Raw genomic sequence first — 22,612 nt, 5'->3', positions numbered from 1 at the left:
GGCAGGGCTATCTCTGGATAACTGCGCTTTCCCATTCGGCCAGAAAACGGCGGCGTTTTAATCTGTCCAAAAACGTCATCAGCGCTGGATCAAGCCCAATCGTTTCACGTTCTTCGTCCGTGTCAAAAGGTGCCAAAGGCGGGAGGGTGTGGCCCCCACCTGACTGCGTGGATTGCTTTGATACAAGGTGACGAACAAAAGACGCGGCAAATTCGGGTACGGGTGTACCTTCAAGAACCATCACCGTGCGCATCATGGTCGTCTGAAAATCCGACGGCAGGATAACCTCAAGCGTATCCTTGTGCCCGGCGCGCGCATCCGCATAGCTGCCAAGTACATTATAGGCTACGGCGATCTCACCTTTAACAAGATCATCAATCATGTCGCCGGAACAGCAGTACAGACGCACATCCAACCCGCCCATGACTTCCATCAGGCGCCAGAACGTTTCTGACGCACGGGCATCCTGCGTCGCAAACAGATACCCTAGACCGGACTGACGGATGTCATAAGTTCCCACCCGGCCCCGAAAGCTGTCCGGTCGCATTCGAAGAGCTTCAATCAGTTGCTGTCGAGTCTCTGGGACAGGCGCGCCGGAAAAGGCGGCACGGTTGATCACGATGGTCGCGGGCTCGAACGTGAAGGCGAAAAGACTGCGATGCCACTGCGCCCAGGATGGCAGCGATATGTCATCAATCACGCGTCCATAACCGTCATTGGCCAGTTTCAGTTGCAGGTCCATGGCGCTGGAAATGACAATATCGAAATCTTCCGGTGCGGTGCGCACGATCCGATCGATGTCGGCAGTACCCGTCACCAAATACTCGACAGAAATGTCAGGGTTTTCCTTGATAAAGCTGGAAATCATAGGCTCAAACAAAAACGTATCGGTGCTTGAGATGACCCGAATATGTGCCTCGTCTGCTTCGGCGTTGAATACTTGCCGATCCTCCCAGACTTGCGCCTGTGTGACAGCGGGAAACCAAAGGAAGACTAAAGCGATAATGTAACGCATGCGCCGCCTCCCTGTCTGTTGGACAAGGCAAGCGCTCCACCATGCGCTGTTGCAACGTCCTGCGCGATGGTCAGGCCCAAACCGGACCCAATGGTACCACTTGCGTTCTTACCCCGTTCAAACCGACGCGTGAGAGTGTCAATTTCGTTTAAGGGAAACCCCGGGCCACGGTCTTTTACCCGGATTTGAGCCCATGGCTCCGACGTGACTTCGATGCGAACAGAACTGTCGGCCGGAGCATATTTAAGTGCGTTGTCAATCATGTTGCGCACGGCGTTTTGAATGAGGATGGGGTCACCTGAATACATGACCTGTGGGTCGCCACAAAGCGACAACGACAAGTCCTTCATCTCGGCAATTGGTGTCAGGCGCTGCACAAGGTCACTGACCAAAGCGTTCAGGTCAATGTCTTCCCGCTCAAGGTGGTCAGCCCGGAACGTGATCATCGCATGATCCAACAGCTGTCCGGCTGCACGAGAGCTTTCGTCAATGGCGCGCACCATCGAGCGCAGCGCCTCGCGGTTTTCTTCTTTTTCAACCCTTTGCAAAGTGGCGTCAGCATAGGACCTGACCGTAGCAAGAGGGGTGCGAACACGGTGGGCCGCCTCGGCAATAAAGTCTTCTGACTGGCTGAGTGACTGATCAAGCCGACCCATCAATGAGTTCAGTGAAGCAACCAACGGGGCCATTTCGCGGGGTACCGGCTTTTTGAACGGGCTAAGATCCTGCGGCCCACGGCGGGTGACAGAGGTTGTCAATCTATTCAACTGCCCGATGGTCGAGGACGTCGCCCAGAAGGAAAGAGCGGCAGCAAGGGCAAAGAACCCTACGCCCAGAATCGCTGCATTGCGCGAAATCTGGTCCAGAGTTTCGGCCAACGCGTCTTGTGTCTGCCCCAGCGCGACCACCAGTTCGGTTTGTTTGTCCAATCCCACCAAAGTCCGGCTGGCGCTGACCTGACGAATGGTTTCACCCCGGATCTTGCTGAACTGAAAAAGTGACCTTCCTTCGCGCTGCCCGATGGACGGGGGAAGATCTTCGTAGCCGGAAAGAAACGTGCCGTCCTGAAAAATAGAATAGAAGATCCGGTCGTCCGCAGGGGTGCTTAGCATCGCGAAGGCGGCATATGGGATATCAACCTCCAACTCCCCTTCCCGCAAAGCGGCCGCATCGAGGATTGAGGCCACTGATGCACCAAGTATGTTGTCTTGCCCCTGTTGCGCGACCTGCGCAGCATAGTTTCGGACTGCGACAAACAGCAGGAACGCAAGTATGGCCGCGCCGCCGATCAGTGTCAGAACCAGCCTGTTCCGCAGCGATCCTGACACATTGGGATCAGGAGGCATGGTCAAGTCTGTATCCCAACCCACGAAGCGTGGTGATCTTCAGGTCCGAGGGTTCCAGATGCTTGCGCAAACGGCCCACATAAACTTCGATCGCGTTATCAGAGACATCATCATCATAAGAAAACAGCCGGTCCGTTAGTTTTTGCTTCGAAAAAACCTGACCAGGTGCGCTGATGAACAATTCCAACAGGCGCAGTTCACGATTGCGCAGCGATACGGTCTCGTCACCCACGGTCAGATGGCCAGCCAGGGGATCGAATACGATGCCGCCGACTTCTATCGTTGTCTTCGTATTCCCGGATTTGCGACGCAGAACTGCGCGGCAGCGCGCTTCCAGCTCGGCATGATCAAACGGTTTGGTGACATAATCGTCAGCACCAAGATCAAGCGAGCCGATTCGATCCGAAACCTGACTGCGGGCCGTCAAAACGATCACCGGCGTGTCCAAATGGCTCGCGCGATGCCGCTTGAGGAAATCGCGACCGTCCCCATCCGGCAGCATGATATCCAGCAGGATCAGATCGTATTCCTGAGTTTCAACGAAGGCAGTTGCATCACCTAATGTAGACGCGTTATCAACCACATGCCCGTCTAACCTCATGCGGGAACTGATTGCGTTTGCGAGGTCTAGATTGTCTTCGACAAGCAGAAATTTCATCGGGCTTTTATACTATTCTCGCGCGTGACAGGTTGATGTCAGGTTGGTGTGTTTTTGTTCTTCCCAATCTGAGCCGCCATGCGGCCCGTTGTCAAATGGGAGGACATCATGACAACATTCGCACTGGGCCGTCGCGCCCTTATCGCAGCTGTAGCTGCAGTAGGTCTTGCAGGACCTGTTCTGGCTGAAGACCAGGTAGTGGACAGCATCCACTTTCTGATCCCCGGCGGCGCCGGTGGTGGTTGGGACGGTACCGCCCGCGGCACCGGCGAAGCGCTGACGAACGCCGGTCTTGTGGGCACCGCGTCTTATGAAAACATGTCAGGCGGTGGTGGCGGCAAAGCCATCGGCTATCTGATTGAAAACGCCGACAGCAACCACGGGACATTGATGGTAAACTCCACGCCAATCGTGATCCGTTCGTTGACTGGCGTGTTCCCTCACAACTTCCGCGACCTGACGCTGGTGTCGGGTACGATCGGTGATTACGCAGCCATTGTTGTCGGCAAAGACAGCCCCATCAACTCTATGAGTGATCTGCTGGCAGCCTTCGACACCGACCCGGGCAACACGGCCATCGGCGGTGGCTCGGTTCCTGGTGGTATGGACCACCTGGTCGCAGCCATGGTGATGGAAGCGGCCGGAAAAGATGCGCTTGGCGTGAAGTACATTCCATATGATGCGGGTGGCAAAGCCATGGCTGCCCTTCTGTCCGGTGAGATCGCAGCGCTGTCTACAGGTTTCTCTGAAGCCGTCGATCTGGCCAATGCAGGTGAAGTCAAAATCATCGGCGTCACATCGGCAGATCGCGTAGAGGCCGCCCCAGACGCGATGACCATGAAAGAACAGGGCATCGACACCACCTTTGTGAACTGGCGTGGCTTCTTTGCGGCCCCGGGTCTGCCCGAGGACAAGCTCGCAGCCTACCAGGCCGCGATTGCCAAGATGTACGACACCCCGGAATGGGAAGAGGTTCGTGCACGCAACGGTTGGGTGAACATCCACAACTCGGGCGATGATTTCCGGTCATTTCTTGAGCAGCAGGAACAACAGATCGGTGATCTGATGAAGAAGCTGGGCTTCCTCTGAATACAATTTGGGCAGAGCGGTAACCCGCTCTGCCATCCCTGACGACGAAAAAAAGGAGGGGGTCTCATGGCGCTGGATCGCTGGATCGCGCTCATTCTTCTGGGTGTTTGTTTAACATATGGCTACGCCGCTTGGTTCACGATGGACAGTAGTCTTCCCCCTTTCATGCAAAGAAACCCCATATGGCCAAGCACTTTCCCCAAAGTGCTGTCTATTCTGGGGATAATCACGGCCACGATCATTCTGCTGGGTTTCGAAAAAGCTGAACCCAGCGAACCTGAAATCGATTACCGGCGGTTGGGCGATTACCATCTTGGTCAGGCGATCATGCTGCTGGTTCTGATGGTTGTCTACGCGTTGTGCCTGCGTCCCGTCGGGTTCCTGATCTCAACTTCGGCCTTCCTGATCTTTGGGTCTTTTATCCTGGGTGAACGAAAATGGCATATCATGCTGCCCGTCGCCCTGGTCGCCACTGGTACGGTCTGGTATCTGGTTCAGGAAGTCCTTGGCATTTACATGCGCCCTTTGCCCGGCATTTTCGGAGGCTGACATGCTTGAAGGACTTCTGATAGGCCTGCAAACGGCATTCTCACTGCAAAATCTGCTGATGGTCGTCGCGGGCTGTCTGATTGGCACATTCATCGGAATGCTGCCGGGTCTGGGCCCGATGTCGATCATCGCCATCATGATCCCGGTGGCAATTTCCATGGGCGATCCGTCCGCCGCGCTGATCTTGCTGGCCGGTGTGTATTATGGCGCCATTTTTGGTGGTTCGACCTCTTCTATTCTGCTGAATGCGCCGGGGGTCGCGGGTACCGTCGCCTCCAGCTTTGACGGCTACCCGATGGCACGTCAGGGCAAAGCGGGCAAAGCCCTGACCATTGCCGCAATCGCGAGCTTTGCAGGTGGCACGTTCGGCGCGTTGCTTTTGATGATCTTCGCCCCTGCCCTGTCTTCTGTCGCGTTGCTTTTCCATTCAGCCGAGTATTTCGCGCTGATGGTTGTCGGCTTGTCGGCCATTGCCGCCTTTGCGGGAACAGGTCAGGTTGCCAAGGCTATCATAATGACAATCCTTGGATTGATCATGGCCACTGTTGGCGAAGGCGTACTGTTCAATATGCCTCGTTTCACCATGGGCATCATGGATTTGCAGTCGGGCTTTGGCTTTATCACACTTGCAATGGCCATGTTCGCGTTACCCGAGGCGCTGTTTCTTGTTCTCAAACCCAAGGACCTTAAGGGCGAAGAAGGTGAAATCAAGGACCTGCGCATAAGCAGGGAGGAAGCCAAAGCCATTGCTCCGGTGATTGGTCGCCAGTCTATCCAAGGGTTTTTCATCGGCGTTCTGCCCGGTGCAGGCGCAACGATTGCCAGTTTTCTGGGCTATGCGGTTGAGCGTAACATCGCCCCAAAGGCCGAGCAGGACGAATTCGGCAAAGGGTCGATCAAAGGGCTGGCCGCGCCTGAAACGGCGAACAACGCCGCCTGTACCGGCTCGTTCGTGCCGCTGCTGACCCTGGGCATTCCCGGATCGGGAACGACGGCAATCCTGCTTGGGGCATTGATTGCCCTGAATGTGACACCGGGGCCACGCCTTATGCTGGACGAACCGCAGATCTTTTGGGCGGTCATCATGTCCATGTTCATTGGCAATCTGGTGCTTCTGATCCTGAATCTGCCGCTGATCCCCTATATTGCCAAAGTTCTCTCGGTGCCGCGTAACTATCTGATTCCCTTTATTTTGTTCTTTACTCTGATGGGGGCCTATATCGGACAGAACAATGCAACCGAACTGCTGATACTGGTGGGTTTTGGGGTATGCGCAACGGCGTTGAAATTTGCTGATTACCCACTGGCACCACTTCTGATCGGTTTCATCCTCGGCGGTATGATGGAAGACAACTTCTCACGGTCCATGCAGTTGTACGATGGTATCGCCTTTATCTGGGAACGCCCGATGACGCTGGGTCTGCTGGTTATTGCGGCGCTTCTGGTGCTCCTACCCAGCTACCGCGCGCGCCGTGCCCAGGCCCGGGCGGAAGGGGTTGCCGAAGGTGACTGACCCGCTGGCGGGAATACGGGTTCTCGATCTGACCAATGTCCTCGCGGGTCCGTATTGCTGCTACCAACTGGCATTGATGGGTGCCGACGTGATCAAGGTCGAACGCCCCGATGGTGGCGACCTTGCTCGCGTTCTGGGTGCAGATCCCGCCAGAAACAAGGCGGGGATGGGGATCAGTTTTCTGGCGCAGAACGCCGGGAAAAAGTCTGTCACGCTGGACATGAAATCGGAAAAGGGCAAGGCGCTGTTGAAACGCCTTGTCCAGTCAGCTGATGTTCTGGTGGAAAACTTCCGGCCCGGAGTAATGGATCGTCTTGGTCTAGGGTATGAAATTTTGCGCAACTCCAATCCCAACCTGATCTATTGCGCCATCAGCGGGTTCGGGCAGGATGGCCCCCGGCGCGGCGATCCGGCTTATGACCAGATTGTGCAGGGTATCAGCGGCGTGATGTCAATCACCGGAGCCCCCGACACGGCACCGTATCGCGTCGGTTATCCGTTGGCGGACACGGTCGGGGGGATGACGGCCGCCTTTGCAGTCGCGGCGGCATTGAACGCCAACCCACGCGGCACCTATCTGGATGTTGCGATGTCCGAAGCCGTGATTTCGACGATGGGTTGGGTTGTTTCAAATTATCTGGTGGGTGGCGTAACGCCCGGAGCGCATGGGAATGAGAACACAACCTCGGCCCCCTCAGGTACATTTGCCACGCGGGACAACCCGATCAACATCGCGGCCAATCGGGACGAGCAATGGCAGGCACTTGCCCGCTGTCTCGGGCGGGATGACCTGCTGAACAACCCCGACTACGCAACGCGTGAAGATCGCAAAACAAACCGCCACGCCTTACGTACAGAACTGGAACGCACCCTAAAGACGAAGGCCGCGGCCGAGTGGGTGAGTGAATTAAACGCATTGGGGGTACCGACAGGACAAGTTCTGACCGTGCCCGAGGCCCTTGCAGACCCGCAACTTTCCGATCGCGGTCTGATTGGCTCTTTGTTGGTTCACGGCGAACAAATGCAACTTGCAGGCAGTCCCGTCGTAATGAATGGCGCCCGGCGAATGCCGCAAATCGCGCCACCAAAACTTGGGGCCGACAACAAGGCGGTGTGGTCCGAAATCGGATTGACCGACGCGGAAGTCGACGCGCTGAGCAGAGAGGGGATCATATGAGCGATGTGTCAGATTGGTGGGCAACATCCATCATCGATATGGAACCTGGCCGGATAGACCTGCGCGGGGAGCCGATTCAAAACCTGATCGGACGCCTTGGTTTTGCGGAGATGATCTGGTTCATGGTACGCGGCGACCGCCCATCAAAAGCGCAGGCCCAATTGTTCGAAGCCGCGCTGGTCGCGGCAGTCGACCACGGTCCTCAGGCACCGTCGATTGCAACCGCGCGCATGGCGGTTACCTGTGGCCTGCCTCTCAACAACGCGATGGCGAGCGCTGTGAACATGTTGGGCGACATTCATGGAGGGGCTGGCGAGCAGGCCGTGGAACTCTACCACTTTATGGGCCATTACCCTGGCACTTTGGCGCAGGCAATCGATGCGTGGATCGAAAGCCACGGAAAGATACTTCCGGGTTTTGGACACAGGTTTCACACGCCCACAGACCCCCGCGCGCCGCGCCTGATGGATTTGGTCGCCGAAGCGGTGAAAACCCGTGCTTGCGATGGGCAATTCATGCGAATTGCGCAGCAAATCGAGGCAGAACTTGCGCGGCGTAAGGGTAAACCCGTCCCGATGAACATCGATGGCGCAACCGCAGTTATTTATGCCGAGCTTGGGTTTGCGCCACCATTGGCGCGCGGCCTTTTCTGCCTGTCCCGATCAGTAGGTATTCTGGCACATGCCTGGGAGCAGATGCAGCAAGGTGGTCGCAACAAAGGGCCTACCCCACCCTCGTATCGCTGGACGTATCAGCCGGGTTAAGCGCTTTTCCGATGGGACCGATTTGCCAACAGATCGGCGGCCGCACGGGCAATAACCAGCTCTTCATTTGTCGGGATAACCATGGCGACCACTCGGGACAGGTCTGTCGAGATGATCCGATCATTGTCCGCGTTGGCATCGGGATCCAGTTCAATCCCCAGCCACCCCATTCCAGAACATACCCTATCACGTACAAGACGCGAGTTTTCTCCGATACCACCTGTGAAGATCAAGGCATCAATACCGCCCAATATTGCGGCCATTGCCCCAAGTTCGCGGCGGATGCGGAACGTGAAATAGCTAATGGCCTGTCGGCTTTCGCGGGTATCTGCTTTTTCAAGAGTGCGCATGTCGCTTGAAAGTCCCGAAAGACCCAGCAACCCTGATTTGCGAAACAGAAGGTCGGAAATCTCTGAGGCGCTCAACCCTTCCTGATCCATCAGATACAACAAAACACCGGGATCAAGCTGACCGCAACGGGATCCCATCGGCAGACCGTCCAACGACGAAAACCCCATGGTCGAACCGACGGATCGCCCCCCGATCATGGCACACATCGACGCACCGTTGCCCAGATGCGCAACCACAACCCGCCCCGCGTGCAAAAGCGGCGCGGTTTTGGCCAAATGGTCTGAGATGTATTCATAACTAAGCCCGTGAAAACCATAGCGTCGGACGCCTTTGTCGTAATACTCGCGCGGCAGGGCGAATACGTCGTTCTCCCAGGGGTGGTTGCGATGAAAGGCCGTGTCGAAACAGGCAATCTGGGCGGCATTCGGAAAACGTTCCATAGCTGCCTTGACGCCAGCCAGGTTGTGCGGCTGGTGCAGAGGTGCATACGGAGAGAGCTTGTCCAACTCCTCCAAAGCAGCGGCGGTCAACGGCAAAGGCGTATCGATCTCAGGTCCGCCGTGAACAATACGATGCCCAACCGCGGTGACCTCGCAACTGGGGAAGGCCCGTGACAACAGGTTCAGTACCCAGTCCAGGGCGGCGGCGTGATCGTGAATATCTCCTGCCGTGCCATTCGCCAGAACTCCACCGCCAGATGACCGCGCCTTGACGATTGGCTCAGGCTCACCGATCCGTTCGACCACACCGGTGCACACCATGACTGGATCGTCTTCTGTCAGTTCGAACAGGCCGAACTTCATCGAAGACGATCCGGCATTCAGTGTCACGACATGTGTCATGCATATCCTCTGGTTTGCGAAAAGGTGAAGTTCCTAAGGTTTACTGATCCGCTCTGGTACAAGGTTGAGTTTAAGACATTACCCAAGACTACGAGCCAGCCAACCGCTACGAACCCCGGTTTTTGCAAATCTCCATGGAAGAAAAGATCGTTCAGCCCAATTTTTCCGGGGTGCCAACAACACCTTCATTCCTGCCAACCTAGTCGTAATCATGGATTGGAACACGTGCAAGGCACTAAGCTGACGCTGTCAAACACGGGTTCCGAAGCACAGTTCACTTCATCCTCCGCGACGGTTTCCTCCACCCCCTTGTTTTCGCATGGTCAACCCAATGCGCTTTCTCGCGACATCAACATCGACGACACGTACTTTAACCACCTGCCCGGTTTTAACCACGTCATGCGGATCTTTGACAAACCGGTCCGCCAGCTGGCTGACATGAACCAGCCCATCCTGATGCACGCCGATATCCACAAAAGCGCCGAAGGCGGCGACGTTGGTGACTGTGCCTTCCAAAACCATTCCGGGCTTCAGATCGGTGATTTCTTCGATGCCTTCGGTGAAAGATGCGGTGACGAAACTGGGGCGGGGGTCGCGACCGGGCTTTTCCAGTTCGGCAAAGATGTCCCGAACTGTCGGCAGGCCGAAATCCTGAGTTACAAATTGTTCCGCCCGCAACCCCTTTAACGCGCCATCATGGCCCATGATGTTTCGGATGTCGCGACCGCAGGCGGCAACGACCCGGCGCGCAATGTCATAGGCTTCAGGGTGCACTGAAGACGCATCTAAAGGCTCGGAACCGTCCCTGATGCGCAGGAAACCGGCGCATTGTTCGAACGCACGTGGTCCAAGGCGGGCGACTGACAGCAAATCCTTCCGCGATAGGAAGGGCCCATTCAGATCACGGTGGGTGACAATCGCTTCGGCCTGCGCCGGACCCAGACCAGACACGCGTGACAGCAAAGGGGCAGATGCGGTGTTCAGATCAACCCCGACAGCATTCACCACATCCTCGATCGCGGAATCCAGCGACTGTGACAGGCGATGCTGATCCACATCATGCTGATACTGGCCAACACCGATGGATTTCGGTTCGATTTTAACCAGCTCGGCCAAAGGGTCCTGCAATCGGCGCGCAATCGAGACCGCTCCACGTAGCGAGACATCCAGATCCGGAAATTCGCGCGCAGCCAGTTCAGATGCGGAATAGACCGAAGCGCCAGCTTCTGACACCACAACTTTTGTTGGTGCTTTCACCGTCTTGGGTAGAAGTGCAAGAGTGTCTGCAACCAATCTTTCGGTTTCACGGCTGGCCGTCCCGTTCCCGATTGCGATCAGTTCGATCCGATGAGCTGATATCAGATTGAGGATACTGGCCTGTGCACCTCGCAGATCATTCTTCGGCTGAAACGGGTACAAGGTGTCGGTGGCGACAACCTTGCCGGTTGCATCAACAACAGCAGCCTTTACGCCCGTACGAATGCCCGGATCCAGGCCCAAGGTCGCCTTGGCACCTGCCGGTGCGGCAAACAGCAGATCCTTGAGGTTTCGCGAGAAGACCTGAATGGCTTCGTCCTGCGCCCGGCTGCGCAGGTCAGCCATCAGTTCGACCATCATGGACAGCGAAAGTTTCACCCGCCAAGTCCAGCCCGCGACTTTGCGCAACCACACGTCTGCTAGCCCAGTGCCACGTGTCTGTAGATGGGCGGCGACAATCGTCTCGGCCCGCGCGGCACCAAACTCCGGTTCAGGCGCGATATCCAGCGTGACGATGCCCTCTTTGGATGCCCGCAGCATCGCCAATGCCCGATGTGACGGCACGTCCACCCACAATTCGGAATGGTCAAAGTAGTCACTGAACTTGGCGCCGTCCTTTTCCTTGCCTTCTATGACCTTTGCGCTGAGCAGAGCCTCGTGCTGCATGAAACTGCGCAATTCGCCCAGCAGAGCGGCGTTTTCTGTCAACCGCTCGGTCAAAATATCCCGCGCACCGTTCAAAGCATCCCGGGTCGTTGTTACCGCCTCGGTGAGGTACGCCGCGGCTAATATTTCAGGGTCGCAGTTGCGGTCCGCCAGAATAGCGTCAACCAAAGGTTCAAGCCCATTTTCGCGTGCAATCATCGCCTTGGTGCGCCGTTTTGGCTTATACGGCAGATAAATGTCTTCCAACTGCGCTTTGGTTTCCGCGCGCGCAATGGATTTACTCAGATCGTCGGTCAGTTTGCCCTGATCCTTGATCGAGTTCAGAATGGTTTCACGCCGCGCTTCAAGCTCGCGCAGATAAGCCAGCCGCTCAGACAGCAGGCGCAATTGGGTGTCGTCCAATCCTCCGGTTGCTTCTTTCCGGTATCGGGCGACAAAAGGCACGGTTGCTCCTTCGTCCAATAGCTTGATCGCGGCACCGACCTGCTCGGAACGTGCCTTAATCTCGGTGGCGATAGTGCGGGCGATACGGTCCAATGGTGCCTCCTGAAGCGACGGTGGAAGAACTTCTTAACCAGCCGTTTCGGCAAGGGGAAGACCCTTGGTTCACTCCGCAGTCAGGCCGTTTCAGTTTGGCTGTTCATCAAGTCAGCACGCCAGGCAGTGTCCACATCAAACCCACGGCATAAGTCCGCGATACGGGCTACGCGTGCTTACCGAATGGGCCATATGTGCCAAGGTCACCAGATCATAAACCGGCAGGCTCAATTCCTTCTGAATTGAGGCCGCGTAAGGCGGTAGATCGGTGCATTCCAGTACCAGCGAACGGATTTCCGGTGTATCGCGTTTCAGTTTGCGTACAGCATTCAGAACTTCAGCCTCAATTAGATCGGTATCCATTCGGGTGCGCGTATTGCGCAGGATGACTTCGGCGAACTCGGTCGTGTTCTCAAGACCCTGCACAGCTACGGGGATATCTCCTGCCCCAACCCCATCGAAATGGCGTTGCGTCAGCGCCGAGGAATCGGCGGTTATCACTCCTACCGGTGCACTGGCACCGGTCATGTAATAAGCCAGCGGCACCTGAATCAGGCTTGAGGCAAAAACGGGCACGGACACGGCTTCGGCCAGCTCTTTCTGGAACAATGCAAGAAACCCGCAACTGCCAGTGATGGCCCGCACACCTTCGGATTCAAGCCTCTGCGCGCCTTTGATGAAGGGCTCCAGCAACTCTGGTGTCGGGTTGTTCAGCAGCTTTGGTACTGTGACGCCTTCAATCATCTCATACAGCACCGGGAACGGAAGACTCGATGGGTTTTTGATATGGCCCGGAGGTTTGGGGAAATAGCTTTCCAGGCACAAAACTCCGATGGATGCCCCGCAGATATTCTGTCCACCTGGGTAGATCGGCATGACGTTGTGATCCTTCTCGAGAAGTCGCTTCGCGTGTTTTAAAACCGCGACAAGGCAAATGGGTCCAGACTGATGTTCAGACGCTGTCCAGCTACCAGATCGGCCACAAGCTCTCCGGTTTTAGGCGCCATCATCAGGCCATAGTGGGAATGACCGAAAGCGCTGAACAATCCCTGATGTCCGTCAATCGGCCCGATGGCAGGCAAGCTGTCTGGAAACGATGGGCGGCGCCCCATCCAGAATTGCGTGTCGGCGGTATTAAGATCCGGTATCATTGCCTTGGCTTGTCGCGTCAGTAACGCCTGTTTTCGTGGATCGGGCGGGGCATCTACACGCGCAAACTCGGCGGTGCCTGCCACACGCAGCCCGCCCTGCATCGAACTGGCAACCACTTTGGCATCCACATCCATGACCGAATTCTGAAGGCTCGCCAAAGGTGCGGGGAACTGAACATGGTACCCGCGTTCAGCAGCCAGCGGCACAGACAGACCCAAAGGTTTCAAAAGCTCGGCAGACCACACACCTGCAGCCAATATGACTGTATCAGCCTGAAGCGTATCGGTCTGGGTTGTCAGATGCCACCGCCCCTCGTCGGTACGGTTCAGTTTTCGAACTTCGGCCCGAATAAACTCAGCGCCTTGTTGGCGCGCTTTTTCAGCCAGAACCGCGCCAATCTGACCGGGTGATGTAATCCGTGCCTGACCTTTGATAAGGATCGCTGCTTCGAAATCCTCGGATAGAGCGGGTTCAATTCGGCGCAACTCTGGGCCGTCGATCCTCTCGAGTTGCCCACCTTTCTCCTGTCGGATCAGATATCCCAGCGCCTTCAGGTCAGCTTGATTCGGGTGTCGGAAAGCATGGATGTAGTTGGAATCGACAATCAGGTCTTCATAACCAGTGTTCTGCAAATGACGTCGATACAACTCTATCGACGGTCTGCAAAGAAGCTCCATCGCATCCGAGATTCGGCGGACCGATCGTTCATCAGATGCTTTCAAAAACCTCAGGCCCCAAGGGACCATCCTCGGCCAGAACGAGGCCCTGACGGACAAGGCGCTTTTGGGGTCCAGCAGCATCCGGGGGATTGCCTTCCAGATACCGGGAACCGCTTGGGGGATCACTGACCATGGCGAGACGACACCAGCATTACCGAATGAGGTCTCCTGCCCGGGCTCTCCCCGGTCAATCAACCGCACGGTTTTGCCACGTTCCTGCAATGACAGCGCGCAGCAGATGCCGACGATCCCGGCGCCGATTATGGTAACACGTTCAGACATGTCAGGCCGTTGCTTGAGTTCGGGTGCGGGCGATCAACTGCGCAACGATCACGGGTGACGCCACTGCCAGCGCGATCAGGTCTGCCGTTAACGTGGGTGCCACGAAGATGATCCCGGCAAAGGCAATCAGAATACGAGACAATACGTTGAGCGGTTGCAGCCAATAGCCGACGACCGCCGCGGACAGAGCGATGACCCCCGCTATGCAGCTTGTCGCAGTATATGTGAATTCCCAAAAATCAAACCCAGTGGAAGACACGAACAACAAAACCGGCGCATAGACGAATGCCATCGGCGCTATCACCTTGCCCAACCCGAGCGTAAACGCGGACAGCCCGGTGCGGAACGGATTTGAGTTGGCGATCGCAGCTGCCGCATAAGCCGAGGTACAGACCGGAGGTGTAATTTCGGATACCACACCGTAGTAAAGCACGAACAGGTGGCTTGCGATGGGCGGAACACCCAACTGAGCCAGCGCGGGCTGCGCGACAGAAACCAGCATGATGTAAAGCGCGGTGGTCGGAATACCCGCCCCCATCAAGATGCAGACGACAGCGATGAAGATCAGTGAGATGAACAGTTGCAGGTCTTCGATTGCAAACAGCTGGAAGCTGCCGAACGAGATCATATTATAAAGATCCGCCGCCAGATTGCCTGCCCCTTGCGTGACCATAAATCCGATACGAAAGCCGATACCGGTGGTGTTGATCACACCCACAACAATACCGACAGCGGCGGCAGCGGCACCCACCGCCAGCGAGTATTTTACGCCCAGTTCGACAGCAGCCAGCATCTCGGGCACTTCGATACGTTTTTGTGGGTTCAGTGTGGCTGTCACAGACAGCGCGCAGAGTATCGCGGTCATTGTCAGGTCGAACCCGCCATCCGAGAATTTCCACAACACAAAGGCCAGAAACGCCGCCGCGTAAATCAGCGTTGGTGGCTGCTTGATACGCGACATACCCGCGATCACCGCCAGCGATATGCCGCAGAAGGCCGACATGAATGGCGTGTAACCGGTAAACAGCACCACCAGCAGGCCAATCAGGGGCACGATATTGGCCCAACCTTCAGCCCAGACAGCTTTAAGCTGCGGTAATTGCTCTTTCGTCAGACCCTTCAGGTTCAGCTTGCGCGCCATCAGATGCACAACTGCAAAGACACCCACGTAGTGCAGAAGCGCCGGGAAGATCGCCGCAATGACAATAGTGGTGTAAGGCACCTCCAGGAACTCGGCCATGATAAAGGCCGCGGCTCCCATGATGGGCGGGGTGATCTGGCCGCCCGCCGAGGAAGCGGCCTCGACCCCGCCCGCGAAATGGCCCGGATAACCCAGGCGTTTCATGTTCGGGATGGTTAGCGCTCCGGTTGAAACCGTGTTGGCGACTGAAGACCCCGAGATCGTTCCAAAGAATGCCGATGAAACGACCGATACCTTGGCCGGGCCACCTGTATAGCGACCCGCCAGAATGGTGGCATTGTCGATAAACAACTGTCCCAACCCGGTGCGCTGCGCGATCACACCAAACAAAACGAAATGGAAGACTATGGTCGAAACGACCCAAAGCGTGACGCCATAGATGCCTTCCTGCGGAAAGTACATCGACGACACGAAGGTTTTGAAATTTACACCGGGATGCTGCAACAAACCGGGAAAATAAGGACCAAGCAGAGCGTAAGAGATGAATACGCAGATAATCAGCGGCAGCACCCAACCCAGCGTGCGACGGGCGATGTCAAGTACCAGCAGAATGATAACCACGCCAAGAAAGACATCGTAATTGTTGGGATTACCCATACGAAAAGTCTGTTCCTCGATCCCGAGAAAGGGAATACCGCGCCAGGCAAATCCAACGTAAAGCGCCGCAACGATGCCAAATGCCATGAATACCAGGTCATAAAGCGGGACGTTCCCAATACGAAACCTGCTGATTTTGAGCGCATATAGGTTTTTAGCCCCGACAATCGGAATGGTCGCGTAAACCAGTATGAACAACAGGGCCAGATAAATGCCCATGTGCCAGTGGTCCGCCGGCAAGCCGAAACCTGCGGTGAAGAATTCATAGGACGCGAATAACAGGGCAACAACCCGCAGAACCTTGGCCGTGTTCGGTGTAACCTGACGTACTGCGGCGCCTTCGTCGAACTGTTCTTCGATGGCTGCCAGTTCTTCGGCTGTCAGGTCGTGGTCATCGCGTGTTTCGGTCTCGGACATGATGGCCCTCTGATTGCGCGTGTAAGGAGAGTGCGGTGCCCCGCACAGGGGCACCGACGACAGGCTTCAATGAGGTTCGATTACTGCAGAAGGCCTGCTTCTTTGTAGAACTTCTCTGCACCAGGATGCAGGGGGACACCCAGTGCTTCGACTCCGTCCAAAGCTGTGTCAGCTGTGATCTGCTTGCCTTTGGCGTGACCGTTGTCCAGCAGTTTTCGGGTGTTGTCGTTCCACAGTGCTTTGGTCAGCTGATAGACCAGTTCTTCGGACAGATCCGACGACACAACCAGCATAGCGCTGACCGCTGGGGTCTTGGTTTCGGTGTCAATCCCTTCATACACACCGCCCGGTATGGCGGAAGGGATATAGGCCGGAATGATCTCGTTGATCTTAGCAAGGTCTTCGTCACTGAACGAGTGCAGGTTCATACCTTTGGTCGATGACAACTGCACCATAGCGGCGACCGGCCAGCCAGCTGCGTAGAAATACGCGTCCAGCTGCCCATCGGCCAGACGCTCGGCGCTCTGACTGTTGTTCAGCTCTGCTTCGTCCATGTTATCGCGGTTCACGCCCCATGCATCCAGCATCTGCAGCACGGCCACCTGTGTGCCTGAACCCGCCTGTGCGATACCCACGCGCTTGCCTTTGAGATCGCTCAGGTCACCAATGGTCTGACCTGCGGGCAGAACCAGATGCAGATCCTCTGGGAACAGGTTTGCCACAATGCGCAGCTTGGGATGCGGCTTGCCTTCGAACTTGCCTTCGCCCAGATACATCGAACGGGTGACATCAGCGGCGGCCAGACCGGCCTCAAGCTCGCCATTCTCCACTGCCGCGTTGTTAAAGACTGACGCAGTTGTTGATTGTGCAATCGCGATCAGGCCGGGTACGCCGCACTGACCACCCTCTTCGCAGGGGCGCGAGCCCGGAGGGGCCGAGATCCCATTTGCGATGGTTCCGCCAATCGGAAAATAAGTGCCGCCTGCACCACCGGTGCCAATACGGAAAAAAGTTGGGTCCTGTGCAAGTGCAGGCGCGGCCATAGCGCCTGCCAAAGCCAGACCTGTCAGGCATTTCATCAGTCTCATCGTAAACTCCCAGTTTTGGATCATTGGATTCGGTTTGTCCGAACTCTGATCCAATCAGCCTATGGAGATTTACCATAAATACAAATTTGTTATATTTAACTAAACTGAAGTTTGGCTTATGGATGTGGAATGAACCTTACTCAATTGACTGTTTTTCGTGAGGTGATGGAAAGCGGCTCTATCTCTCAAACCGCAAAAAAACTGAACCGGACACAGCCGGCCATCAGCCTTGCGCTCAAGAACCTAGAAAAAAGTTTGGGGCTGATCCTGTTCGAACGAAGAGGGCGCCGTTTGATTCCAGTACCGGAAGCACACTACCTATTGTCGGAAACCACTGGTATTCTGGACAGATTATCTACGATTTCCAGTACGATGCACGGACTTCTTAAAGGGAGTTCCGGTAGCTTGAATATTGCAGCGATGCCAGGCCCTTCCACTTTTGCCTTTCCGAATTTCATCAGCCGTTCAGTTGGTGGAAACCCCGATATACAAATCACACTTTCAACCCGCAGCTCTCCGCAGATTATGGAACTGGCGGGTACTCAGAACATCGATTTCGGGTTTGCGGATTTTGAGCATCCGACAGGTAAGCAACCACAGTTCTCAGCCGAGATCATAAGCGGCGACTGTTTTTGCGCGCTGGACAGAGACAACCCTCTGGCGAAAGAAAGCGCCGTTACGATATCCGATCTTGACGGAGTTCCAATGGGCGGGCTGCATGACACGCATCCGTTTCAGGAAAAAGTGCGACAAGCGTTTCAGATGGTCTCGGCGAATTATACGCCAACCGTGACCTGCCAATATTTTCTGCCGCTTATCCCTTTTGTCGGATCGGGCCAATGCTGCACGATTGTCGATCCGTTGACAGTCGTTACCGAGCGGGAGTTGAACATTTCAAACGACCGTGTCGTGTTTTTGCCCTTCAGTGAACCGTTGAGGTATGAATATGCGATCCTGTCACCGAACCACCGGCCTCCGTCTCAGCTAGCGTTGCAGATCAAAGCCGGCTGGAAGGCAGAGGTTTTGTCGATGCTACATCGAACAGGTGCCAACCCACAGACAGAAATCGCCTGAAAACATACACGTTTCCAGTGCTGCTCAGTTGCGTTGTTCAATTGATGACTCCAGCGTTGACCGCAAAAGTTGCGCATCAAGCGGTTTGTAGAGCAAAGGCAGATTGGCGCGCTTGCAGCGCCTGGCCAGTTCAGGTGATCGGTTGGCCGAAATAACGCAGCCGGGCAGAGGTCCAAATTCGTTCGTCAGGGCATGTATGGCGTCGACACCGGTTCTATCGTGGTTCAACTGAAAATCGGCAACTATTGCATCGGGCAAAATGTCAATTTCACGAAGAAGATTGATTGCTTCGTCTTCGCTTTCGCTCTCCAAAACCTCGACCCCCCAGGATTCGATGGTCATGGTCAGTGCACTACGAAGGTTTTCATCATTCTCAATCAACAATACGACCGTGTTACCAAGTACCTTGGAGCCCGGATCGTGGGCCGCAGGGGCGCTGCTAGATGTGGTCTGCTCTTCCCGCGCCAACGGCACTTCGACCGAGAATCCAGTGCCTTTGCCTACTTCGGAAAACAGCTGGATTGGATGTTGCAACAGCCCACAGGCGCGCTCCACGATTGCAAGGCCCAATCCCATACCCTCTGCCGCGCTGGCATCAGAATGCAGGCGCTGAAATTCCTGAAAGACGATGTCTCTTTGGTCTAACGCGATACCGATACCTGTATCCCAGACTTGCAAGGCAATTGCGCCTTTGCGACGCCGCACACCGACCAGAACCTTTCCGGTCTCGGTATACCTGATCGCGTTCGACAGCAGGTTCTGCAAAATCCGACGCAAATAGCTGGCGTCGCTGGTCACACGCGCGTTCGTGTCAACAAATGACAGCTCAAGCCCTTTTGCCTGCGCCACCGGGCGAAATGCGTCTTCCATCTGCGAAAACAGCGTGCTCACTGATATGGTCGACAAATGCGCGGTGGCCCGTCCTGAATCCAGCTTCGAGATATCCAGCAGCGCTTCCAGAATGTGTTCAACGCTGTTCAGCGCACTTTCAGCCTTGCCTGCAACGGTCTTTGCGTCGTCTTTATCCAGGCCGCTGCCCAGCGATGCAACATAAAGCTTTGCCGCAGAAAGAGGTTGCAACAGGTCGTGACTGGCCGCTGCCACAAATCGCGACTTGGATGCGTTTGCACGCTCGGCCTCGTTCAAAGCGTCAGCCAGTTCCATCGTGCGCGATGTTACGCGCTGTTCCAGCAATTCTTTGGCCTCATATAAGGCCTGGGCGGATTTTCGTTCTGCGGTTACATCGGTGAAGGATATCACAAAACCGCGGTCGGGCATTTCCTGCGCAAAAACAGAAAGTATCTTCGACCTTCCACGGTGCATCTGAAATTGCAGAGGACGGCGATAGGTTTGCCGCGTCACCCAGTTCAGAAGATCGGCTTCTGTTACCCCCTTCTGGAACCTGATGTTCGCGCCAAGGCGATTGGACAGCGATTCAAACCGGGTTCCCGTCTGAAACTGTGCGATTGGAATGGCCAGCAACTCGCTAGCGCGGTTGTTCCACCCGATCAGACGGTGTTTGTTGTCAAAAATGCAAACGCCCTGTTCAATATGTTCAAGCGTTGCGCGGATCAGCCTGGCCTTGTCATCCAGTATCCGGTCACGCTCCTGCCGTTCGATCCGCATGATATCGGTCACATCGGTTTGCAGAATAACAGTGCCGCCATCCGGCGTGCGGTGTTCGGACACTTGTGACCACCGATTGCCAACAAGCCGGACGTTGAACACCACATGATCGTCCGTGTGCCGATCCAGGCGGCTTTTGGCCCAGTCTGTCGGTGTCATTGTTTCAGGCAGGGACAGAAACCCTGATCGGCTGACCAGTTCGACATATTCGGCAAAGCTCAATCCCGGGCTCAGCCGCTCCTGAATGTCGGGCATATGCAGACCAAAACGGCTGTTACACAGCACCAGTTTTTCGTCGCGATTGAAAAGGGCAAACCCCTCTTGCACCGTTTCGATTGCATTGGCCAGATCCGCGCGTGCGGCTTCGGTGTCCTTGTTCGCCTGTGCCAATCTGGCATTGGAATCGTTCAGCAATTCAAGGGCACGTTCCAGATCATTCGTCCGGGCGCGGACCTCTTGTTCAAGCACGGCCGCACGCTGAAACTGCGCATAAGCTGCGCCTGACGCATCGGTGGATTCTTCTACCCGACGCATCAGCGCTTCGGCGATCTTGCGAAGTTTCTCGTTCTGGCGGTCAACCGAGTCCGACGGGTCAGTAAGATGCTCGATCATACGTTACTCTTTCTCGGGTGGATAAATCGCAACACCCGTCAGAGTTTGGTTCACATGGATTGAGTTGTACTGCTCTCCGTAGGTTGAAAATCCGACAACGTGGTTGCGGGCCAGAATGTCCGAGATTTCGCGAGTCTTTTGCTTTTCCTGCGCTTCCAGTCGGCGGAGAATGCAGTCGCAACCCAGAATTGTGTCGGGTTGCCGTTTCTCGGTCAGAAGGCCGATTTCTTCCTCAAGGTGCTCGACCATGTCCCTTGGTTCGGCCAGCGTCAGCACAAGCCCTTCATCAATGGCCGAGAAAAAGACAAGGTCCCCGTTGCCCGCCACCTGCTGAATGGCGCGGACGTGATGCTGCCCACCAATCTGCACAACAACGGGGTGCGCCGCAAAGGTGAATGTCGTCAGTTGTTCCGGATCCTTGCCAAGGATACGGGCGTACTCGCGGGCGGCGGGCTCGGCATTGATCTCCTCAACGATGCGTTTTGCCGGATCCGCCTTGGTTACGACCATACGCCGGGTCGTTGGAACCAGATGATCAGTTTTGAACACCTTGATCGGGCACCGCGTACGAACCTGAGTCAGTATGGCAGCATTGCTCAGTGCTTTGCCCTGATGCAGCACATAGGTACGCCCGAACCGGGTTCCATCACCGGCCGATCCGCCAAACAATGGCACCGGCCCCAAGCCGACGGCCAACTCGGAGGTCAACGCATCCTCTTTGGTCGACAATCCGTCGATCATCAGGAATGTAAATTCATGGTTCCAGTCGGGCGCCGTGACCATCATGGCATTTCGGTTGTGGATCATCTCGTTGATGATGCTTTCCGCCTCAAAATCGTTCAGATCGGAAACCAGGACCGTACGCGTGTCGAAATGGGATTGCGGAAGGCCGATTGCGACGATCTGATCTTCGCAATAACCGCTATCCGCAAGTTCTCCGGCGGTGGTGCAGCCAACCACCGGCGTAGGCGCAAACACCTGCTCGGCTTTGGCAATGACCGCAGCCGCGTCCGCGTTCGGACTGACGAACAATATCACCAGCGCAAGTGGCTCAGCCCCGAATTGACGTTCGAGCACCCCAAGCGCCTGCCCGGTGTCGTAACGCACGAAAGCCGTTTTGACGATGCCTGTCGCACCGGTCCGGGCTGTCGTCCACCCGACTGCTTGGTCCATCGAGCCTCCTCCCTAAAGCGCGACGATGTGGTGAGAGTATGACGCTTAGCCTTGGTCTTGCAAGACGCTGGCAAACGAAGCTTTCTTTGCAATCAGAACGGCTTGCGTCCGGCTTTGCACACCCAGTTTCCGCATGATTGCCGTGACATGCGCTTTGACCGTGGGTTCCGCAATGGACAGGTCATAGGCAATCTGTTTGTTCAGCTTGCCCTCACAGATCAGTTGCAGAATGCGGGCCTGCTGATTTGTCAGCGTCGCAAGCCGATTGACCGCGTCGGCGTGTTCATCCTCTTCAACATTGATCAGAACGCATCCTTCGGGCACGAAAACTTTGCCGGAATGCACTGTCTCGAATGCCAGGCGAAACACATCGCGTTGGCTATGCTTGGGTACATAACCCGATGCGCCCGCCTGAATCACCTGACTGACAACGCGATTATCCGTCATCGAGGACACCACAATAACCGGGGCATTCGCAGCAGCCTTCAGACGGACAAGGCCGTCCAGCCCCTCCACATCCGGCAGGTTGAGGTCCAGCATGACCGCGTCCGGTTTCAGCCCCCCTGACAGAAGTTCCATCGCGCCTTCCAGTCGGTCCGCGGTATGGATTTCGCCGATCTGCGCCACGCTTTGCAAGGTCATCGACAGCGCGTCGCAAAACAGGGGGTGGTCATCGACGATCAGCACTTTCTCGAAGCCAGACCTTACAACGGAGTCAGCAAGCATTTGGTATTGCCTTTTTTCAATCAGATTGTCCCCAGCTTACCCAATCCTAACAACGAAAGTAATCTGCGCCTACTGGCCCAAAGTCGTACATAAGACCGGCTCGGCGTCACCTACACCCAAGGTCTAATAGGCAGGGCGAAAAACACCACGTAGCGTAAGAAAAAACACCTGGAGAAGAGAA

At 55.9% G+C, this 22,612-nt stretch carries 18 protein-coding genes; 6 read left to right on the top strand and 12 right to left on the bottom strand.

The features are described 5' to 3' along the window. Nucleotides 1-7: 7 nt before the first annotated feature. From ACR0DS_RS15195 to ACR0DS_RS15185, 3 genes are read right to left on the bottom strand one after another with little or no spacing between them, the layout of a single operon-like run. Nucleotides 8-1,015, bottom strand: a complete 1,008-nt coding sequence (locus ACR0DS_RS15195) for an ABC transporter substrate-binding protein (protein ID WP_480484346.1) — start codon at nucleotides 1,013-1,015, stop codon at nucleotides 8-10. Then, the gene (locus ACR0DS_RS15190) at nucleotides 994-2,361 is read right to left on the bottom strand and encodes a sensor histidine kinase (protein ID WP_480616825.1); all 1,368 of its coding nucleotides are present in this window, start codon (nucleotides 2,359-2,361) and stop codon (nucleotides 994-996) included. Before ACR0DS_RS15190 ends, ACR0DS_RS15195 begins: the two co-directional genes overlap by 22 nt. Next, nucleotides 2,351-3,019: a response regulator transcription factor gene (locus ACR0DS_RS15185; RefSeq protein WP_267366073.1), complete on the bottom strand. Its 669-nt coding sequence runs from the start codon at nucleotides 3,017-3,019 to the stop codon at nucleotides 2,351-2,353. The genes ACR0DS_RS15190 and ACR0DS_RS15185 overlap by 11 nt, the downstream gene beginning before the upstream one ends. 108 nt (nucleotides 3,020-3,127) lie before the next feature. On the opposite strand from ACR0DS_RS15185, the gene ACR0DS_RS15180 reads away from it, so the two are divergent. The 5 genes from ACR0DS_RS15180 (at nucleotide 3,128) to ACR0DS_RS15160 (ending at nucleotide 8,111) form a co-directional block, all read left to right on the top strand. After that, nucleotides 3,128-4,108 (top strand): tripartite tricarboxylate transporter substrate binding protein, encoded by a 981-nt coding sequence (locus ACR0DS_RS15180; RefSeq protein ID WP_480616813.1) that lies wholly within the window; start codon nucleotides 3,128-3,130, stop codon nucleotides 4,106-4,108. A gap of 66 nt (nucleotides 4,109-4,174) precedes the next feature. Continuing rightward, complete coding sequence (locus tag ACR0DS_RS15175; protein WP_480616811.1) at nucleotides 4,175-4,657, top strand: tripartite tricarboxylate transporter TctB family protein; 483 nt, start codon at nucleotides 4,175-4,177, stop codon at nucleotides 4,655-4,657. A gap of 1 nt (nucleotide 4,658) precedes the next feature. Beyond that, nucleotides 4,659-6,170: a tripartite tricarboxylate transporter permease gene (locus ACR0DS_RS15170; protein ID WP_480494103.1), complete on the top strand. Its 1,512-nt coding sequence runs from the start codon at nucleotides 4,659-4,661 to the stop codon at nucleotides 6,168-6,170. Beyond that, nucleotides 6,163-7,347: a CaiB/BaiF CoA transferase family protein gene (locus ACR0DS_RS15165; RefSeq protein WP_480484343.1), complete on the top strand. Its 1,185-nt coding sequence runs from the start codon at nucleotides 6,163-6,165 to the stop codon at nucleotides 7,345-7,347. Before ACR0DS_RS15170 ends, ACR0DS_RS15165 begins: the two co-directional genes overlap by 8 nt. Then, complete coding sequence (locus ACR0DS_RS15160; RefSeq protein WP_480484342.1) at nucleotides 7,344-8,111, top strand: citryl-CoA lyase; 768 nt, start codon at nucleotides 7,344-7,346, stop codon at nucleotides 8,109-8,111. Before ACR0DS_RS15165 ends, ACR0DS_RS15160 begins: the two co-directional genes overlap by 4 nt. Here ACR0DS_RS15160 and ACR0DS_RS15155 read toward each other — a convergent pair. The 6 genes from ACR0DS_RS15155 to ACR0DS_RS15130 form a co-directional block, all read right to left on the bottom strand. Continuing rightward, on the bottom strand, nucleotides 8,108-9,304 hold the full coding sequence (locus ACR0DS_RS15155) for an acetate/propionate family kinase (RefSeq protein ID WP_480484341.1): 1,197 nt from the start codon (nucleotides 9,302-9,304) through the stop codon (nucleotides 8,108-8,110). The two genes, ACR0DS_RS15160 and ACR0DS_RS15155, sit on opposite strands and share 4 nt — an antisense overlap. 279 nt (nucleotides 9,305-9,583) lie before the next feature. Then, entirely contained in the window at nucleotides 9,584-11,764 is a 2,181-nt protein-coding gene (locus tag ACR0DS_RS15150) for a Tex family protein (protein WP_480616809.1), read from the bottom strand. Between the two features lie 135 nt (nucleotides 11,765-11,899). Continuing rightward, entirely contained in the window at nucleotides 11,900-12,640 is a 741-nt protein-coding gene (locus ACR0DS_RS15145) for an aspartate/glutamate racemase family protein (RefSeq protein WP_480484339.1), read from the bottom strand. 38 nt (nucleotides 12,641-12,678) lie between these two features. Further along, nucleotides 12,679-13,917 (bottom strand): NAD(P)/FAD-dependent oxidoreductase, encoded by a 1,239-nt coding sequence (locus tag ACR0DS_RS15140; protein WP_480488686.1) that lies wholly within the window; start codon nucleotides 13,915-13,917, stop codon nucleotides 12,679-12,681. A gap of 1 nt (nucleotide 13,918) precedes the next feature. Then, a complete protein-coding gene (locus ACR0DS_RS15135) occupies nucleotides 13,919-16,132 on the bottom strand; it encodes a TRAP transporter permease (protein ID WP_480484337.1) in 2,214 nt (737 codons plus the stop codon). Between the two features lie 80 nt (nucleotides 16,133-16,212). After that, nucleotides 16,213-17,220 carry a TAXI family TRAP transporter solute-binding subunit gene (locus ACR0DS_RS15130; RefSeq protein ID WP_480484336.1) on the bottom strand — a complete coding sequence of 336 codons (1,008 nt, stop codon included), beginning with the start codon at nucleotides 17,218-17,220 and terminating at the stop codon, nucleotides 16,213-16,215. 129 nt (nucleotides 17,221-17,349) lie between these two features. Between ACR0DS_RS15130 and ACR0DS_RS15125 the strand changes: the two genes are divergently transcribed. Then, on the top strand, nucleotides 17,350-18,294 hold the full coding sequence (locus tag ACR0DS_RS15125) for a LysR family transcriptional regulator (RefSeq protein WP_480546684.1): 945 nt from the start codon (nucleotides 17,350-17,352) through the stop codon (nucleotides 18,292-18,294). 24 nt (nucleotides 18,295-18,318) lie between these two features. Here ACR0DS_RS15125 and ACR0DS_RS15120 read toward each other — a convergent pair whose 3' ends face one another. Genes ACR0DS_RS15120 through ACR0DS_RS15110 form a run of 3 tightly spaced genes read right to left on the bottom strand, consistent with a single transcriptional unit; the run spans nucleotide 18,319 to nucleotide 22,431 of the window. After that, the gene (locus tag ACR0DS_RS15120; RefSeq protein WP_480484334.1) at nucleotides 18,319-20,532 is read right to left on the bottom strand and encodes a hybrid sensor histidine kinase/response regulator; all 2,214 of its coding nucleotides are present in this window, start codon (nucleotides 20,530-20,532) and stop codon (nucleotides 18,319-18,321) included. A 3-nt stretch (nucleotides 20,533-20,535) separates the two neighbouring features. Further along, nucleotides 20,536-21,705 carry an FIST N-terminal domain-containing protein gene (locus tag ACR0DS_RS15115; RefSeq protein ID WP_480616807.1) on the bottom strand — a complete coding sequence of 390 codons (1,170 nt, stop codon included), beginning with the start codon at nucleotides 21,703-21,705 and terminating at the stop codon, nucleotides 20,536-20,538. A 45-nt stretch (nucleotides 21,706-21,750) separates the two neighbouring features. Next, nucleotides 21,751-22,431, bottom strand: coding sequence for a response regulator (locus ACR0DS_RS15110; protein ID WP_480484332.1), 681 nt, complete (start codon nucleotides 22,429-22,431; stop codon nucleotides 21,751-21,753). Between the last annotated feature and the right edge of the window lie 181 nt (nucleotides 22,432-22,612).

The sequence above is a fragment of the Ruegeria sp. AF5 genome (assembly GCF_056541905.1).
This window is presented reverse-complemented; position numbering and strand designations above follow the sequence as displayed.